This window comes from Chondromyces crocatus (assembly GCF_001189295.1).
Taxonomy (GTDB): Bacteria; Myxococcota_A; Polyangia; order Polyangiales; family Polyangiaceae; genus Chondromyces; species Chondromyces crocatus.
Window position 1 is genome coordinate 7375797 of the sequence record NZ_CP012159.1, and the last position, 18944, is coordinate 7394740.

An 18944-nucleotide genomic window follows, 5' to 3' on the forward strand; every position below is an offset into this window, starting at 1 on the left:
CCAGAGGATCTCGCACGTTCGGGGATCACAGGTCGCTTGCAAGCGCTGCTGTCGAGGTGGGGCGCAGGGCTGGGGTCGACGGGAGATCCTGGCCAGGGGACAGCCGAGAAGGCCGACGACGAGAACGTCGAGACCAGGCTCCGGGCTGCCACCGCCGACGAGCTGTTCGACTTCATCGATCAGAACCTGGGAGCAAGCGGAGCTGGCAATGGCTAGTGCCAATGAGGAGAGGCTTCTCGAGTACCTCAAGCGCGTCACGGTGGAGCTGCATCAGACCCAGCAGCGGCTGAAGGAGCTGGAAGCTCAGGGGCACGAGCCCGTCGCGATCGTCGCGATGAGCTGCCGGTATCCCGGGGGCGTACAGACACCGGAGGACCTCTGGAAGCTCTTGTGCGAGGGCACCGACGCGGTCTCCGTGTTCCCTGCCGAGCGGGGCTGGGACCTCGACGCGCTCTACGATCCGGATCCGGACGCCAGAGGGAAAAGTTACGTGCGCGAAGGCGGGTTCCTTCGCGCCGCCGGCCACTTCGATCCGGCCTTCTTCGGCATCAGTCCGCGCGAGGCGCTCACCATCGATCCACAGCAACGCCTCTTGCTGGAGACCTCGTGGGAAGCCATCGAGCGCGCGGGGATCGACCCGGGCTCCCTTCAGGGCAGCGCGACGGGTGTCTTCATCGGCATCATCGACCAGGGTTATGCAGGGAGCCTCCTCCAGGCCCCGGACGCGCTGGAAGGGCACATCGGAACAGGTACCACGTGCAGTGTCGCCTCCGGGCGCATCGCCTACACGCTCGGCCTCGAGGGCCCAGCGGTCAGTGTCGACACGGCGTGCAGCGCGTCGCTCGTCGCGTTGCACCTCGCCTGTCAGGCGCTGCGTCTCGGCGAGTGCACTCTGGCCCTCGCAGGCGGGGTCACGTTGATGGCGACTCCGAGTTCGTTCATCGAGTTCAGCCGTCAGCGTGCGCTCTCCGAGGATGGGCGCTGTCGAGCCTTCTCCGCGCAGGCCAGCGGGACCGGGTGGGCCGAAGGTGTGGGGATGCTGCTGCTGGAGCGGCTCTCCGATGCACGCCGGCTCGGACACCCCGTGCTCGCTGTCGTCCGCGGCTCCGCCGTCAACCAGGATGGCAAGAGCCAGGGGCTCACTGCGCCCAATGGCCCCGCGCAGGAGCGCGTGATCCGGCAGGCGCTCGATGGCGCCAGGCTCTCTCCCGCAGATGTGGACGTCGTGGAGGCCCATGGCACGGGGACTCCCCTCGGGGACCCCATCGAAGCCCGTGCCCTCCTCGCCACCTATGGCCAGGCTCGCCCCGCCGAGCGGCCGCTCTGGCTCGGTTCCATCAAATCGAACCTCGGCCACACCCAGGCGGCTGCCGGCGTTGCAGGCGTGATCAAGATGGTCCTCGCCCTGCAGCATGGGCTCCTGCCACGGACCCTGCACGCGGAAGCCCCATCAGCGCACGTCGACTGGACGTCGGGAAATGTCCGGCTTCTGAACGAGGCCGTGCCCTGGGTGGCGAAGGGCCGCCCGCGGCGTGCTGGCGTATCGTCGTTCGGGATCAGCGGCACGAACGCCCACGTGGTGCTCGAAGAAGCGCCGAGCGGCAGGGCAGAGGGTCAGTCCACGGCCGTGGCGAGCATCCCCGAGAGCTTGCCGGTGCTGCTGTCGGGGAAGACGGAGTTCGCGCTCCGGGCGCAGGCAGAGCGGCTCGGGATCTACCTCGGCGAGCAGCCCGATCTGGCGCTCCTGGACGTCGCAGGTGCGCTCGCCACGACCCGCTCACATTTCGAGCATCGGGCGGTGGTGCTCGCGCAAGGTCGCGGCGCCTTGCTGGAGGCGCTGAGCGTGCTCGCCAGCGGAACGAGGGTGCCAGAGAGCAGCATCCGTGCGGCCAGGAGCCGAGGCAAGCTCGCCCTGCTCTTCACCGGGCAAGGGAGTCAGTACCTCGGGATGGGGCACGCACTCCGGGAGACCTTCCCCATCTTCCGGGAGGCCTTCGATGCCGCCTGCACTCTGCTCGATGCGCGGCTCGACAGACCCTTGCGGGACGTGATGTTCGCCCGTGGAGGCTCGGCAGATGCAACATGGCTGGACCAGACGGCCTTCACCCAGCCGGCGATCTTCGCACTCGAAGTCGCGCTCTTCAGGCTGCTGGAAGCCTGGGGCGTCAGACCGGACGTGCTGCTGGGTCACTCCGTCGGTGAGCTTTCGGCCGCACACCTTGCCGGTGTCCTTTCGCTCGACGACGCGTGTGCGCTCGTCGCTGCGCGCGCGCGCCTCATGCAAGGCCTCCCCGCGGGGGGAGCCATGGTCTCTCTCCAGGCGACCGAGGAGGAGGTCCGCGCTCAGCTCGTGGGTCGAAACGAGCGGGTCGACATCGCGGCGCTGAACGGCCCGCTGTCGACGGTGATCTCCGGCGATGACGATGGGGTCCTCACCATCGCAGAGCATTTCGAGAAGCTCGGGCGCGCTACGAAGCGCCTCCAGGTCAGCCATGCCTTCCACTCGCCCCGGATGGCCGGGATGCTGGAAGCCTTCGAGCGGGAGGCCAGCAGGCTCGCGTTTCACCCGCCGCGCATCCCGATCATCTCCAACGTCACGGGTCGACCCGCCAGCGACGAGGAACTCACGTCGCCGGCCTACTGGGCGCGTCATGCGCGTCAGGCGGTCCGGTTCAGCGAGGGGGTGCGCGCCCTGGAGAACCAGGGTGTCACGACGTTCCTCGAGCTCGGTCCCCGCGGTGTCCTGTGCGCGATGACCGAACTCTGCCTGTCCGACGACGCGCGAAGCCGAGCGGCCTTCCTGCCTGCCCTCAGCGACGATCGCGCCGAGGTCGACACGCTGCTCACGGCCCTGGGTCACCTGCACGCGCGCGGTCACGCGCTCGACTGGCATGCCTTCTTCGCTCCTCTCGGTCCGCGGCCGGTCCAGCTCCCCACCTACGCCTTCCAGCGGCAGCGCTACTGGCCAGAGGTTCCGAGCGCCCAGAGGACCGGGGAGAGCGCAGCACGACAGGCTGCGGGTGAGGTCTCCAGCAGTCCGGGAGACCACCTGACGGTGGGCGAGAGCCGGCCGGAGTCGACGAAGCGCACAGATGCCGCGACGGACAAAGCCTCACTTCACCGGGTCGAGTGGTCGCCGCTGCCCGAACTCTCGGAAGCACCTCGGACGGGGCGCATCGCGCTGCTCGGTGCCGACCCCTCGAGGCTGGGCACAGCGCTGGCGACGGAAGCTGGCCAGGTGGAGCACCACCGAGATCTCGCCGCGCTTCGTACGTCGCTCGACCAGGGCGCTGCCCTGCCCGAGATCGTGCTCGCCCCGTGGGTCACCGTCGACGCCAACCGCATCGAGGCGGCCCACACGGCGTCACGCGAGGGGCTCGCGCTGCTGCAAGCGTGGCTCACCGACGAGCGCCTCGTGTCCTCTCGGCTCGCCCTGGTCACCCGGCGCGCCGTCGCCGCAGGGCCGAGTGAAGACGTCCTCGATCTGGCTGCTGCGCCCCTCTGGGGTCTCGTTCGTTCCGCACAGTCGGAGCACCCGGAGCGTCGCATCGTCCTCGTCGACATCGACCACCGCGATGCCTCCCTCCGAGCGTTGCCAGGGGCCATCGTCACGGGGGAACCACAACTCGCCGTGCGCGAGGGAGAGCTGCTCGTGCCGCGGCTGGCGAGGACCAGCGTCGTCCCGGGGATGGCACGCCAGCGATGGGACCCCGAAGGGACGGTGCTCATCACCGGCGGCGCGAGCCCGCTCGCCTCGGTGATTGCTCGACATCTCGTGAGAAAGCACGGCGTCCGCTCTCTCGTACTGGCGTCGCGAAAGGGACGTGCGGCACCAGGCGCCGAGGCGCTGGAGAGAGAACTCACGGAGGCTGGATCCCAGGTCACGGTGGTCTCCTGCGACGTCGCCAAGCGGCACGACCTGGAGAACGTACTCGCTTCCATTCCAGCCAACCGACCGCTGAGGGGCGTCGTCCATGCCGCCGCAGCGCTCGACGACGGTTCACTTCTCGCGCTCACGCCGGAGCGTCTCGACGAGGTCTTGCGCCCCAAGGTGGATGGTGCGTTTCACCTGCACGAGCTGACGAAGGACCTGGACGTGTCCACCTTCGTCCTCTTCTCCTCGCTGGCTGGCGTTATCGGGGGTCCTGGCCAGAGCAACTACGCCGCCGCCAACACCTTCCTCGACGCGCTGGCCCACCATCGCCGGGCCCAGGGGAAGCCATGTACATCGCTCGCCTGGGGCCCCTGGGCACGGGGAGAGGACGTGAACGCGCACCTGGGGAGCGCCGATCTCGCGCAGCTGGGGCGGCTCGGTGTCGCCGCGATCGCGACGGAGCAGGGGCTCGCGCTCCTCGATGCCGCGCTCGATCTCCCGGATCCGTGCTTCGTCCCGGCTCACCTCGACAGAAGCACGCTCGACGGGCAGGCTCGCTGGCTACCGGCAATTCTCCGCGAACTCATCGCGGTTGGAGAGGTACGTGCCCCGTCCGAGGAGGGCGCGCTTTCCGCGCTCCAGGAACGTCTGGCTCCCCTCTCCCGAGTCGACCGATCCCGCGCGCTCACCGAGCTCGTACGTTCGCGGGTCGCCGCTGTCCTCGGGCTCTCCTCCCCGGGAGACATCGATCCCGAGCGTCCGCTGCGGGAGCTGGGTCTCGATTCGCTCATGGGACTCAACCTGCGCAACAGCCTGGAGGCACTGACGGGCCTGCGCTTGCCAGCGACGCTCCTCTTCGAGCAGCCCACCGTCGCGGCGCTGGTGCAGCGTCTGCGTGAGGGATTGTTCGGGGCTGAACCGGAGGTCGCGTTTGACACGACCGAGCCCACCACGCGCACCGAGGAGGATCCGATCGCGATCGTCGCGATGAGCTGCCGTTACCCCGGCGGGGTACAGACACCGGAGGAGCTGTGGAAGCTGCTCGTCGATGGTGTCGACGCCATCTCGCCCTTCCCCCGTGAGCGCGGGTGGGACGTCGACGCGCTCCACGATCCCGACCCCTCGGCCAGAGGGAAGACGTACGTGAGAGAGGGTGGGTTCCTCCACGACGCCGCTCGCTTCGATCCGGCGTTCTTCGGCATCAGCCCGCGGGAAGCGCTCGCCATCGATCCCCAGCAGCGGCTCTTGCTCGAGGCGTCGTGGGAGGCCATCGAGCGGGCAGGCATCGACCCGGTGTCGCTGCACGGGAGCCGAACTGGCGTCTTCGTGGGGATGAGCTTCCAGGACTACGGGGCCCGCGTCATCGAGGTCCCTGCCGATCTGGAAGGGTATCTCGGGCTCGGGAGCACGGCGAGCATCGCTTCCGGCCGCATCGCTTACGCGCTCGAGCTGGAAGGCCCGGCCGTCACCATCGACACGGCCTGCAGCTCGTCGCTGGTCAGCTTGCACCTGGCATGTCAGGCGCTGCGTCAGGGGGAATGCTCGCTGGCGCTGGCCGGAGGCGTCTGTCTCATGGCCACGCCGGCGGCATTCATCGAGTTCAGCCGGCTCCGTGCCCTCTCGCTCGACGGTCGATGCAAGGCCTTCTCCGCCGACGCGGATGGAGCGGGGTTTGCCGAGGGACTGGGAATGCTCCTGCTGGAGCGCCTCTCGGACGCAACGCGCCATGGCCACCCCGTGCTCGCCGTCATCCGTGGCTCGGCCGTCAATCAGGACGGGAAGAGCCAGGGACTCACAGCCCCCAACGGCGCAGCGCAGGAGCGGGTGATCCGCCAGGCGCTGGCCAGCGCGCGGCTCGGTCTTCAGGAGATCGACGCCATCGAGGCGCACGGGACGGGGACGGCCCTCGGAGACCCCATCGAGGCGCAGGCCTTGCTCGCTACCTATGGGCAAGGGCGCCAGGCGCAACAGCCTCTCTGGCTCGGCTCCATCAAGTCCAACCTCGGCCATACCCAGGCCGCCGCTGGCGTCGCTGGCGTCATCAAGATGGTCCTGGCCCTGCACCACCAGGTGCTGCCCAGGACCCTGCACGCCGAGGTGCCATCGTCTCATGTCGACTGGTCCCCGGGCACCATCCGTCTCCTGACCGAAGCCGTGCCCTGGCTACCTTCGGAGCGACCTCGTCGCGCCGGGGTCTCCTCCTTCGGCATCAGCGGCACCAACGCTCACCTCATTCTCGAAGAGCCGCCACTCTCCGAGGGGGCCTCGCTCGCTGCTTCGCAACCCCCCTCCACGGCTTCAGTCACGGGTGACGTGCCTCCGGTCGCCGAGGAGGCATCGATACCGACCTCGCTTCCCGCCTGGCCCCTGCTGCTGTCAGGCAAGACCGAGGCGGCCCTGTACGCTCAGGCCGGGCGACTCCGCGACCACCTCCAGGCCCATCCCCATCTTCCCCTCGGGGATGTCGCCTTCTCGCTCGCCACCACGCGCTCCCACTTCGACCACCGCGCTGCCCTTCTCCTCCACGACCGCGACACGGCCCTCCACGCCCTCGCCTCCCTTGCCCAGGGCAGCACGCCGCCGCAGGCCGTGCTCGGTCTGGCTTCCAGCGCCGGCAAGCTCGCTCTGCTCTTCACCGGACAGGGCAGCCAGCGCATCGCCATGGGCCGGCCCCTCTACCGCGCCTTTCCCCTCTTCCGCGACGCCTTCGACGCCGTCTGTCTTCACCTCGATCCTCTCCTCGACCGTCCCCTCCTCGATGTCCTGTTCGCCGACGAAGACGCTCCTCACGCTGCTCTCCTCGACCAGACCGCCTTCACCCAGCCCGCCCTCTTCGCGCTCGAAGTCGCCCTCTTCAGGCTCCTCGAAGCCTTCGGCCTCGCTCCGGACCTGCTCCTCGGTCACTCCATCGGCGAGATCGTTGCCGCACACGTCGCCTCCGTCCTCTCCCTGAAGGACGCTTGCGCCCTCGTCGCCGCGCGCGCTCGCCTCATGCAGGCCTTGCCCCCGGGGGGGGCCATGCTCGCCCTCCACGCCTCCGAGCAGGAGCTGCTGCCCCTCCTCGCCGGCCGCGAGCACCTCCTCGCCATCGCGGCCCTCAACGGGCCTTGTGCCTCCGTACTCTCCGGTGACCCCCACGCCGTCGCCGACGTCGCCGCACACTTCCAGGCCCTCGGACGCAAGGTCACTCCCTTGCGCGTCAGCCACGCCTTTCACTCCCCTCACCTCGACCCCATCCTCGACGCCTTCCGCACCGTCGCCGCCTCCCTCTCGTTCCACCCGCCGCGCATCCCCCTGCTCTCCAACCTCTCCGGCAACCTCGCCTCCAACCACGACCTCGCCTCCCCCGACTACTGGGTCCGACACGCTCGACACACCGTCCGCTTCCTTGATGCCGTCCGCACGCTCGAAGCAGAAGGCGCCTCCACCTTCCTCGAACTCGGCCCTCACGGCGTGCTCTGCGCCATGGCCCAGGACGGCCTGTCCGAACACGCACGCGCTCGCTCCGCCTTCCTCCCCGTCCTCCGCAACGACCGTGACGACCGCCATGCCTTGCTCCTCGCACTCGCCGGCCTCCACGCTCGCGGACATCACCTCCACTGGAGCTCCGTCTTCGCTCCCTTCCACCCACGCCGCGTCTCGCTCCCCACCTACCCCTTCCAGCGCGACCGCTACTGGCTCGATGCCGGGAAGCGCCCAACCCCCGACGATGCCGTCAAGGCACCTTCCCGGAACGCCGGAAGCAGCGACGCGACCCCTCCCGTCCCAGCGCTCTACCAGCTGACGTGGACTGCGACCCCGAGCGCACCGTCGTCACCGCCCCGGAGGCACTGTGCAGTGCTTGGAACGCTCGATGACGACCTGCGTGCAGCGCTCGCATCGGGCAACCTGGAGGTTGATCGGTATGCTGATTTCGAGGCGCTCGAGGCAGCACTCGATCGGGGTTCCCCACTCCCCCTGACTGTCATCGCCCCCCTGGTGTCTCCGCAGGGGGATCCCGTGGAGACGACGCACACGGTGGCGCAAGCTGGGCTCGCGCTGCTCCAGGCGTGGCTGAAGGAGACCCGCCTGGGGTCGTCCCGGCTCGCACTGGTCACCCGGAGAGCCGTCGCGGCGCAGCCCGGAGAGGGCATCGCCGATCTCGGCGCAGCGACACTCTGGGGGCTCTTGCGCTCGGCACAGACGGAGCACCCCGACCGCTCCTTGCTCCTCGTCGACGTCGACACGCACGCGACGTCTCACCACACCCTGCACGCTGCACTCGAAACAGGTGAACCACAGCTCGCCGTGAGAGAGGGGCGCTTGCTGGTCCCGCAGCTTGCGCCCGTCTTCGTGCCCAACCGAGCGGTGGCCGACAAGCTGAAGCCCGAAGGCACGGTGCTCGTCCTCGGTGGCACCGGGGGGCTCGGGAGCCAGATCGCCCGCCACCTGGTCACCGAGCACGACGTGCGTCACTTGCTCCTCGCTTCGCGGCAAGGGCGAGCGGCAGAGGGCGCGGAGACTCTGGAAGCCGAACTCACGAAAATGGGAGCGTCCGTCACCCTGGCGGCCTGTGATGCGGCCGATGGCGATGCACTGAAGGCGCTCCTTGCGTCTGTGCCACCAGCGCATCCCCTCACTGGCGTCATCCACGCAGCCGGTGTGCTCGACGACGGACTCCTCGCCACGATGTTGCCCGAGCAGCTCACCAGGGCGCTGAAGCCCAAGGTGGATGCCGCATTCCATCTTCACGAGCTGACACGAACGCTCGATCTATCCCTGTTCGTTCTCTTCTCATCGCTGGCTGGCGTGCTCGGAGGTCCAGGTCAGGCCAACTACGCTGCAGCGAACGCCCTGCTCGATGCGCTGGCCCACCGTCGGAAGGCCGAAGGCCTCCCCGCGATGGCGCTCGCGTGGGGACCGTGGGCCGCACCTGGCAGCATGACCGCCTCGCTGACGGACGCCGATCGCGCTCGGCTCGCACGTCACGGCATCTTCCCGCTCGCTCCGGGCGAGGGACTCTCCCTCTTCGATACGGCGCTCGGCAGTCCCGAGGGCAGTCTCGTGGCCGCACGCCTCGCGCCGTCCCCACGAGCTGCCGAGGAAAGGCAGAACGGCGCGCCCCCCATGCAGAGAGGGCTTCCCCAGGCCGTAATCGATGCACGAGGAGCCACCACCCCGTCGACATTGAGGGAGCGGCTCGCCGACTTGCCCGAGGCGGAGCGCGACCGTGTCGTGATCTCCCTCGTTCGCGACGAGGTGGCGACGGTCCTGGGTCTCACGTCGAGAGGAGCGCTCAAACCCGACCAGTCGCTCCACACGCTCGGCATCGATTCGCTCACCGCACTCGAGCTGCGCAACCGACTCGCTGCAATCACGGGCCTGCGCCTCACGCCAACGCTGCTCTACGACCACCCTACCCCCATGGCAGTCGCTCGGTACCTGCGCACAGCGCTGCTCCCGGACGGGAAAGCGATGGCCATCCATGCGCTCGGCGAGATCGACCGGCAGCTCACCGTCCTCGCTTCCGTGGGAGCCATCGAAGACCTCCGGGGGGACCTGATGGGGAGATTGGAAGCACTCCTGGCGAAGTTGACCGGTCCTCTACAGGGAACGAGCGGGGCTCCTCCCTCCGAAGCGCTCCAGTCAGCCAGCGATGACGAGCTGTTCGACCTCATCGATCGAGAACTCGGGACGCACGGAGACCGCCATGACGAATGAGGACAAGCTGCGCAGCTACCTCAAGCGAGTAACGCACGAGCTTCACCAGGCACGCGAGCGCCTGCGCGACATCGAGACCCGAGGGCTGGAACCGATCGCCATCGTCGGAATGGGCTGCCGTTACCCCGGTGGGGTGCAGACGCCAGAGAAGCTGTGGGAGCTGCTCGTCGATGGGACCGACGCCATCTCGCCGTTTCCCACCGAGCGCGGGTGGGACGTCGACGCGCTCTACGATCCCGACCCCTCGGCCAGAGGGAAGTCGTACGTGAGAGAGGGCGGGTTCCTCCACGATGCCGACCGCTTCGATCCGGCCTTCTTCGGCATCAGTCCACGCGAGGCGCTCGCCATGGATCCGCAGCAACGGCTCTTGCTGGAGACGTCATGGGAAGCCATCGAGCGGGCAGGCATCGACCCTGTGTCGCTTCACGGCAGTCAGACTGGCGTCTTCGTCGGCGCCATCGATCAAGGCTATGGGCCCCTTCTGCTGCAGACGCCCGACAAGGTCGAGGGGTACATCGGGACCGGGAGCACTTGCAGCGTCGCGTCGGGGCGAATCGCCTTCACCCTGGGCCTGGAAGGACCAGCGATCAGCGTCGACACCGCCTGCAGCGCGTCTCTCGTCGCGCTGCACCTCGCCTGCCAGTCCTTGCGTCAGGGAGAGTGTTCTCTGGCGCTGGGCGGAGGGGTGACCTTCATGGCCACGCCGGCGGCATTCGTCGAGTTCAGCCGACAGCGAGGTCTTGCGCTGGATGGGCGTTGCAAGGCCTTCTCGGCACAGGCCGATGGGGCTGCCTGGGCAGAGGGGGCCGGGATGTTGCTCCTGGAGCGGTTGTCGGACGCGAAGCGTCATGGTCACCCGGTGCTCGCCGTCATCCGCGGCTCGGCCGTCAATCAGGACGGGAAAAGTCAGGGCCTCACCGCCCCCAACGGTCCCGCCCAGGAGCGGGTGATCCGTCAGGCGCTGGCGAACGCGAAGCTCTCTCCGAGCGACGTGGATGCCGTCGAAGCGCACGGGACGGGGACGGCCCTCGGAGATCCCATCGAGGCGCAGGCCTTGCTCGCCACCTATGGCCAAGAGCGCCAGGCGCAACAGCCTCTCTGGCTCGGATCCATCAAGTCCAACCTCGGTCATACCCAGGCCGCCGCTGGCGTCGCTGGCGTCATCAAGATGGTCCTGGCCCTGCACCACCAGGTGCTGCCCAGGACCCTGCACGCCGAGGTGCCGTCGTCTCATGTCGACTGGTCCCCGGGCACCATCCGTCTCCTGACCGAGGCCGTACCCTGGCTGCCTTCAGAACGGCCTCGTCGCGCCGGGGTCTCCTCCTTCGGCATCAGCGGCACCAACGCTCACCTCATTCTCGAAGAGCCACCACTCATCGAGGGGGCCTCGCTCACCGAGGGGACCTCGCTCGCTGCTTCGCAACCCCCCTCCACAGCTCCAGTCGCAGGTGACGTGTCTCCGGTCGCCGAGAACGGGTCGACACCGACCTCGCTTCCCACCTGGCCCTTGCTGCTGTCAGGCAAGACCGAGGCGGCTCTGTACGCTCAGGCCGGGCAGCTCCGCGATCACCTCCAGGCCCATCCCCATCTTCCCCTCGGGGATGTCGCCTTCTCGCTCGCCACCACGCGCTCCCACTTCGACCACCGCGCCGCCCTTCTCCTTCACGACCGCGACACGGCCCTCCACGCCCTCGCCTCCCTTGCCCAGGGCAGCACGCCGCCGCAGGCCGTGCTCGGTCTGGCTTCCAGCGCCGGCAAGCTCGCCCTGCTCTTCACCGGACAGGGCAGCCAGCGCATCGCCATGGGCCGGCCCCTCTACCGTGCCTTTCCCCCCTTCCGCGACGCATTCGACGCCGTCTGTCGTCACCTCGATCCTCTCCTCGACCGTCCCCTGCGCGATGTCCTGTTCGCCGACGAAGACGCTCCTCACGCTGCTCTCCTCGACCAGACCGCCTTCACCCAGCCCGCCCTCTTCGCGCTCGAAGTCGCCCTCTTCAGGCTCCTCGAAGCCTTCGGCCTCGCTCCGGACCTGCTCCTCGGTCACTCCATCGGCGAGATCGTTGCCGCACACGTCGCCTCCGTCCTCTCCCTGAAGGACGCTTGCACCCTCGTCGCCGCGCGCGCTCGCCTCATGCAGGCCTTGCCCCCGGGGGGGGCCATGCTCGCCCTCCACGCCTCCGAGCAGGAACTGCTGCCCCTCCTCGCCGGCCGCGAGCACCTCCTCGCCATCGCTGCCCTCAACGGGCCTTCTGCCTCTGTCCTCTCCGGCGACCCCCACGCCGTCGCCGACGTCGCCGCACACTTCCAGGCCCTCGGACGCAAGGTCACTCCCTTGCGCGTCAGCCACGCATTTCACTCCCCTCACCTCGACCCCATCCTCGACGCCTTCCGCACCGTCGCCGCCTCCCTCTCGTTCCATCCGCCCCGCATCCCCCTGCTCTCCAACCTCTCCGGCAACCTCGCCTCCAACCACGACCTCGCCTCCCCCGACTACTGGGTCCGACACGCGCGACACACCGTCCGCTTCCTTGATGCCGTCCGCACGCTCGAAGCAGAAGGCGCCTCCACCTTCCTCGAACTCGGCCCTCACGGCGTGCTCTGCGCCATGGCCCAGGACGGCCTGTCCGAACACGCACGCGCTCGCTCCGCCCTCCTCCCCGTCCTTCGCAACGACCGCGACGACCGCCATGCCTTGCTCCTCGCGCTCGCCGGGCTCCACGCTCGCGGACACCACCTCGACTGGAGCGCCGTCTTCGCTCCCTTCCACCCACGCCGCGTCTCGCTCCCCACCTACCCCTTCCAGCGCGACCGCTACTGGCTCGATGCAGGCAGGAAGAGTAGCGCGGACGCCATGCCTTCCACGGCAGCCGATGTCCACTTCTGGAAGGCGATCGAGTCAGGGGATCTCGAAGCCATCGCCACCGCGCTCCATGTCCAGGGAGAGGAGCAACGAACCTCGCTGACAACACTGCTGCCCACGCTGACGCGATGGCGTCAGTCACACGATCAGCGAAGCATCCTCGACACGTGGCGTTACCGGATCACCTGGAGGCCGCTGACGGCTCGTACCCAGCGCGATCTTTCAGGCCTCTGGCTGCTCGTCCGACCGGCAGGAGACGTCGACGAGGCCCTGCTCGACACAGTTCGCCAGAAGCTCGAATCGCATGGCGCCGTCATCACGCAGGTTCCGCTGGGGCAGGGCGAAATCACGCGCTTGCATGTGACCTCACGCCTGCAGGAGGTGCTCGAAGAAGGCGTCACGCCTCGGGGCGTCCTGTCGCTCCTCGCCCTCGACGAGGGGTTGCTCCCTGATCACCCTGCCCTGCCCCGTGGCCTCGCGCAGACGCTCTCCCTCGCTCAGGCGATGGGGGATGCTGCGCTCCGCGCTCCCCTCTGGTTGATGACCCGAGGCGCCGTGTCCACGGGACACGCAGATCCTCTCTCCCATCCACTTCAGGCATCCGTCTGGGGCTTCGGACGTGCCCTCGCGCTCGAGCATCCGGAGCAATGGGGTGGCCTGCTCGACCTGCCCGTTCTTCTCGATGACCGTGTACTCGGCGGGATCCCCGCAGCGCTCGCCAGCGACGACGATCAGCTCGCGCTGCGGGCCTCGGGCCTGCTGGCCAGACGTCTGATCCGCGCTCCGCTGGGCGACGCTCCGCGTCCCAGGGACTACGTACCGCGGGGGACGGTGCTGGTCACTGGCGGCATGGGAGCGATTGGTGGGCACGTGGCGCGGTGGCTCGCACGTTCCGGTGCGGAACACCTGGTCCTGACCAGCCGCCGCGGCCAGCTCGCCCCGGGGGCCTCAGCACTTGCCGACGAGCTGGTCGCGCAGGGGGTGCGCGTCTCCATCGTCTCGTGCGACGTCGCCGATCGCCAGGCCTTGGCGGCGCTGCTCCAGGGTCTCGACGAAGAGGGGCCTCCCCTCCGTGCGGTCTTCCACGCGGCCGGCCTGGCGGAGGAGTCGCCGCTGGCCGAGACCAGCATCGACGATTTCGCAGCGGTGGTCGCGGGCAAGCTCGCAGGTGCACGACATCTCGACGAGCTTCTCGGAGACCGACCCCTCGACGCCTTCGTCCTGTTTTCGTCCATCGCCAGCACCTGGGGCAGCAGCCACCAGGGCGCCTATGCCGCAGCGAATGCTTTCCTCGACGCGCTCGCCGAGCAGCGCGTTGCACGGGACTGCACCGCCACAGCCATCGCATGGGGAGCGTGGGCCGAGGGAGGCATGGTCGATGCAACGGGGGAAGAACGGCTTCTTCGGCTCGGGATCAGCATGATGTCGCCCGAGACTGCGCTCGCCGCGTTGCAACAAGCGCTCGATCACGGTGAGACCACCTTGACCGTGGCCGCCGTCGACTGGGTGCGGTTCGCTCCCGTGTTCGCGTCTGCACGCCCCCGGCCCCTTCTGGACGCTCTTCCCGAGGCGACAAGCGCCCTGGAAGCCCTGTCGACGCCTGCTCCAGCGGCCACGCAGCTCGCCGGGCTCCGCGACCTCGCAGCCCACGAGCGGATGCGCCGCCTGCGCTCGCTCGTGCTGACGGAGACCGCCGTCGTCCTGGGCCACGCCGATCCATCGCGCGTCATGCCGCTCGCAGGCTTCACCGATCTCGGACTCGACTCCTTGATGGCGGTCGAACTCCGCCAGCGGCTCCAGGTCGCCACCGGCTTGAAGCTCCCTGCCACGTTGACTTTCGACCACCCTTCCCCCCACCGCCTCGCTGTCCACCTCGACGAAGCGCTCGACCCAGTCCCACGGTCACTCTCTGATGAGCGTGGGGCCTCACGCGGAGCGCAGCATCCAGAGGAGGCCATTGCCATCATCGGCATCGGGCTTCATCTCCCTGGCGGCGTCGACGACCTCGACGGCCTCTGGCGCCTCCTCCGGAATGGCACGGACGCGGTCGGTCCGGTCCCTCCCCACCGCGACTGGAACTTCGGTGCCCTCCACGACCCGGACCCGGACGCCGCTGGCAAGAGTTACGTCGATGAAGCCGCCTTTCTCGACCGTATCGATCAGTTCGATCCGCTCTTCTTCGGCATCAGCCCACGCGAGGCGAAGCACCTGGATCCACAGCATCGCTTGCTGCTCGAGACGGCGTGGGAAGCCCTCGAGAACGCCGGCGTCGTTCCTTCATCGCTCACGGACTCTGCCACGGGTGTCTTCGTGGGCGTCGGGCCAGGAGATTACTCCCTGCTCCAGAGCGCTACCGCGGGGTCGGAGGCCTATCTCATCACCGGCACGCACCCCTCCTTTGCTGCTGGCAGGTTGGCGTTCACGCTCGGCTTGCAAGGGCCGGCGCTCTCGCTGGACACCGCCTGCTCCTCCTCGCTCGTCGCTCTGCACCTCGCTTGCCAGGCTCTTCGGCGTGGGGAATGCGACCTCGCGCTCGCGGCCGGCGCGCAGGTCATGGCCGCAGCGGAGCCATTCATCGCTCTGTCCCATGCTCGCGCCCTCGCGCCCGATGGACGATCGAAGACCTTCTCCGCAAATGCCAACGGGTATGGCCGCGGCGAGGGGGTGGTGGTCCTCGCCCTCGCGCGTCTCTCGGACGCACTGGCCCACCGAAACCCCGTCCTCGCCATCGTGCGTGGGAGTGCCGTGAACCACGATGGTGCCTCCAGTGGCATCACGGCGCCGAACGGCACGTCGCAGCAGAAAGTGCTCCGCGCCGCGCTGCAGGACGCAGGGCTCGCACCGGACGAGGTCGACTTCGTCGAGTGCCACGGGACGGGCACATCCCTCGGGGACCCCATCGAAGTGCAGGCGCTGGCGACCGTTTACGGGGAGGGACGCCCTAATGCCCATCCTTTGCTGCTCGGCGCGCTCAAGACCAACGTGGGGCATCTCGAGGCAGCGGCAGGACTCGCTGGAGTCGCCAAGGTCCTGGCAGCGCTCCAGCACGACGAAATGCCCGCGACGCTTCACACCACGCCCCGCAACCCTCACATCGCGTGGGAGGCGCTCCCGGTCGACGTGGTCGATACCTTGCGGCCATGGCCCCGGCGGGAGGACGGCCGACCACGACGCGCCGCGGTATCGGCGTTCGGTCTGTCAGGCACCAACGCCCACGTCATTTTCGAGGAGGCTCCGCCCGCCGACGGAAACCTGGCCGCTGCTGCGTCCCTCCCCTCCTCGGATCCAGTCGCGGGGAATGCGTCTCCGGTCGCCGAGGAGGCATCGATACCGACCTCGCTTCCCGCCTGGCCCCTGCTGCTGTCAGGCAAGACCGAAGCGGCCCTGTACGCTCAGGCCGGGCGGCTCCGCGACCACCTCCAGGCCCATCCCCATCTTCCCCTCGGGGATGTCGCCTTCTCGCTCGCCACCACGCGCTCCCACTTCGACCACCGCGCTGCCCTTCTCCTTCACGACCGCGACACGGCCCTCCACGCCCTCGCCTCCCTTGCCCAGGGCAGCACGCCGCCGCAGGCCGTGCTCGGTCTGGCTTCCAGCGCCGGCAAGCTCGCTCTGCTCTTCACCGGACAGGGCAGCCAGCGCATCGCCATGGGCCGGCCCCTCTACCGCGCCTTTCCCCTCTTCCGCGACGCATTCGACGCCGTCTGTCTTCACCTCGATCCTCTCCTCGACCGTCCCCTCCTCGATGTCCTGTTCGCCGACGAAGACGCTCCTCACGCTGCTCTCCTCGACCAGACCGCCTTCACCCAGCCCGCCCTCTTCGCGCTCGAAGTCGCCCTCTTCAGGCTCCTCGAAGCCTTCGGCCTCGCTCCGGACCTGCTCCTCGGTCACTCCATCGGCGAGATCGTTGCCGCACACGTCGCCTCCGTCCTCTCCCTGAAGGACGCTTGCACCCTCGTCGCTGCGCGCGCTCGCCTCATGCAGGCATTGCCCCCGGGGGGGGCCATGCTCGCCCTCCACGCCTCCGAGCAGGAACTGCTGCCCCTCCTCGCCGGCCGCGAGCACCTCCTTGCCATCGCTGCCCTCAACGGGCCTTGTGCCTCCGTCCTCTCCGGTGACCCCCACGCCGTCGCCGACGTCGCCGCACACTTCCAGGCCCTCGGACGCAAGGTCACCCCCTTGCGCGTCAGCCACGCCTTTCACTCCCCTCACCTCGACCCCATCCTCGACGCCTTCCGCACCGTCGCTGCCTCCCTCTCGTTCCACCCGCCGCGCATCCCCCTGCTCTCCAACCTCTCCGGCAACCTCGCCTCCAACCACGACCTCGCCTCCCCCGACTACTGGGTCCGACACGCTCGACACACCGTCCGCTTCCTCGATGCCGTCCGCACACTCGAAGCAGAAGGCGCCTCCACCTTTCTCGAACTCGGCCCTCACGGCGTGCTCTGCGCTATGGCCCAGGACGGCCTGTCCGAACACGCACGCGCTCGCTCCGCCTTCCTCCCCGTCCTTCGCAACGACCGTGACGACCGCCATGCCTTGCTCCTCGCACTCGCCGGCCTTCACGCTCGCGGACATCACCTCGACTGGTGCGCCGTCTTCGCTCCCTTCGCGGTGCGTGCCCTTCCCCTGCCAACGTATGCGTTTCAGCACCAGCGCTGCTGGCTCGAAGGCACAGACCGGGCCTCCCGTCCCCTGCTTGGAACGACCGACCACGAATCGACACTCGTCGGCGCTCGCCTCGACCTGCCCGATGGCGCGGGAATTCACCGGGTAGAGACCGGTCCTGGGATCCAGACTTACCTGGAGAGCCATGTGGTCTACGGCCGCATCGTCGTCCCGGGAGCCTTCTACGTGGCCGTGCTCCTCGCGATTGCCAGCACTCGCTGGCCAGACCAGCCCGTCGAGCTGCGAGACGTCCAGTTCCAGAGAGCTCTGAGCTTCGAGCACCCCTCGGAACGAGCCACCTTGCATGTCCAGCTCACGCCCATCGAACACGGGAGCTCGGCGCTCACGGCGACCCTCTCGACGCAGCACGAGGGGCTCTGGACCACGCATGCCATGGCCGTCATCGATCTGGCCGTTCCGGCCGACCTGTCGCGGCGGACGCCGCTCGACCCTCCCGCCATCCAGCGGGAGTCGGAAGCACCGGCGCAGCTCGACGAAGCGCTGCGATCGGTACACATCGCGTGGGGGCCTCGCTGGTGGTGGCTACGTCAGGTCGACCCTTCCCGGCAGCGTCGCACCCTGGGTAGGTTCGAAGCCCCCGAGGGGGTTCCAGACGACGACGCGCCCCTTCCCGCAGGAATCGTCGACAATGCGTTCAGTCTGGTGCGATGGAGCGGTGCGCTCCGCACGGTGGACATGGTTGCGCCGGCGCTCCCCGTGGACGATGTTCCTCGGTTGCCCTTCTCCATCGACCGTCTCGTCTGGTACGGCGTCCGAAGCGTCGCCAGCTGGGCCGAGCATGCGCTGCGGGAGGGCCAGTCGCTCGATGCAGACAGCCTGATCGCAGACCTCGCGTTCTGGGATGCGAGCGGGATGCCGGTCGCGCACATCGAGGGGTTCACGACGCACCGGGCACCGGCAGACCGGTTTCTGCCGGAGCGCGAGAGCCGCGATCTGTATGTCGTGAGGTGGGAAAGCTTTCCTCCTTCACCTCCGACGCGCAGCTCCTGGGCGCTCGTCGGCGAAGAGGCGCCGCGACTGATGGCCACACTCGCCGAGGTCCTGGGCACGGGACGATGGTACGGCGACCTCCAGGCGCTCTCCGACGCCCTGCAGCGGGGCGAGCCTGCCCCCGACGTCCTGCTCGTTCCCTGCAGGAGTGGTCGAGACGATCTGCGCAGCGCGGCCCACAGGACAGCGCATCAGTCACTGACTCTGTTGCAAGCCTGGCTCACGGACGAGCGCCTCTCGGCGTCACGCCTCGCGCTGCTCACCTGTCGTGCCGTTGCAGCACGGCAAGGCGAGGACGTCCTCGATCTCGCGGCGGCGACGCTCTGGGGGTTTGCACGGTCGGTCCAGACGGAGAACCCGGAGTGTGCCCTCGCGCTCGTGGACCTCGAGGACCTGGAGGCCTCGGCGCACGTCCTTGGAGAGGCCCTGGCCGCTGGCGAACCTCAGCTTGCCGTGAGACGTGGCGAGCTGCTCGTCCCCCGCCTCGCACGCGCCGCAGCAACGACGGGAGCTCAGGGACGACCTCTCGATGCTCGGGGGACCGTCCTGATCACGGGAGGGACAGGGGCGCTCGGCGCGCTCGTCGCCAGACACCTCGTCGAAACCCACGGTATCCGGCGCCTCCTCCTCACCTCACGGAGCGGGCACGCGGCGCCAGATGCCAGAGCGCTCGAAGACGCACTCGACGCCGTCGGCGCTCACGTCACCATGGCCACCTGCGATGTGACGGATCGCGACGCGCTGGAGCGGCTGATCGCGTCGATTCCGAGCGAGTACCCGCTGACCTGCATCGTCCACGCAGCCGGTGTGCTCGACGACGGGACGCTCGAC

Annotated in this window: 3 protein-coding genes (2 of these 3 cut by a window edge); all 3 read left to right on the top strand. The window is 68.8% G+C overall.

Annotated features, from left to right (window positions below; translation table 11 throughout):
* Tightly spaced (each overlapping or abutting the next), the 3 genes in view from CMC5_RS41705 to CMC5_RS44955 form a layout consistent with a single transcriptional unit that may run on beyond the window.
* Positions 1–216 carry the final stretch of a type I polyketide synthase gene (locus tag CMC5_RS41705; protein WP_063796354.1) on the top strand. The gene continues 18552 nt to the left of window position 1, outside the view, so 216 of the gene's 18768 nt are visible here — the last part of the coding sequence; its start codon lies beyond the left edge, outside the window; it ends in the stop codon at positions 214–216.
* A complete protein-coding gene (locus CMC5_RS26630) occupies positions 209–9574 on the top strand; it encodes a type I polyketide synthase (protein WP_050433053.1) in 9366 nt (3121 codons plus the stop codon). The genes CMC5_RS41705 and CMC5_RS26630 overlap by 8 nt, the downstream gene beginning before the upstream one ends.
* Positions 9564–18944: the 5' portion of a type I polyketide synthase gene (locus tag CMC5_RS44955; protein ID WP_063796657.1), read on the top strand. 1029 nt of this gene lie beyond the right edge of the window; only the first 9381 of its 10410 coding nucleotides appear in the window; the start codon lies at positions 9564–9566; its stop codon lies off the right edge, out of view. The genes CMC5_RS26630 and CMC5_RS44955 overlap by 11 nt, the downstream gene beginning before the upstream one ends.

Coding starts and splice junctions, on each gene's coding strand:
- CMC5_RS26630 (WP_050433053.1), top strand. CDS start 209: ATGGCTAGTGCCAATGAGGAGAGGCTTCTCGAGTACCTCAAGCGCGTC.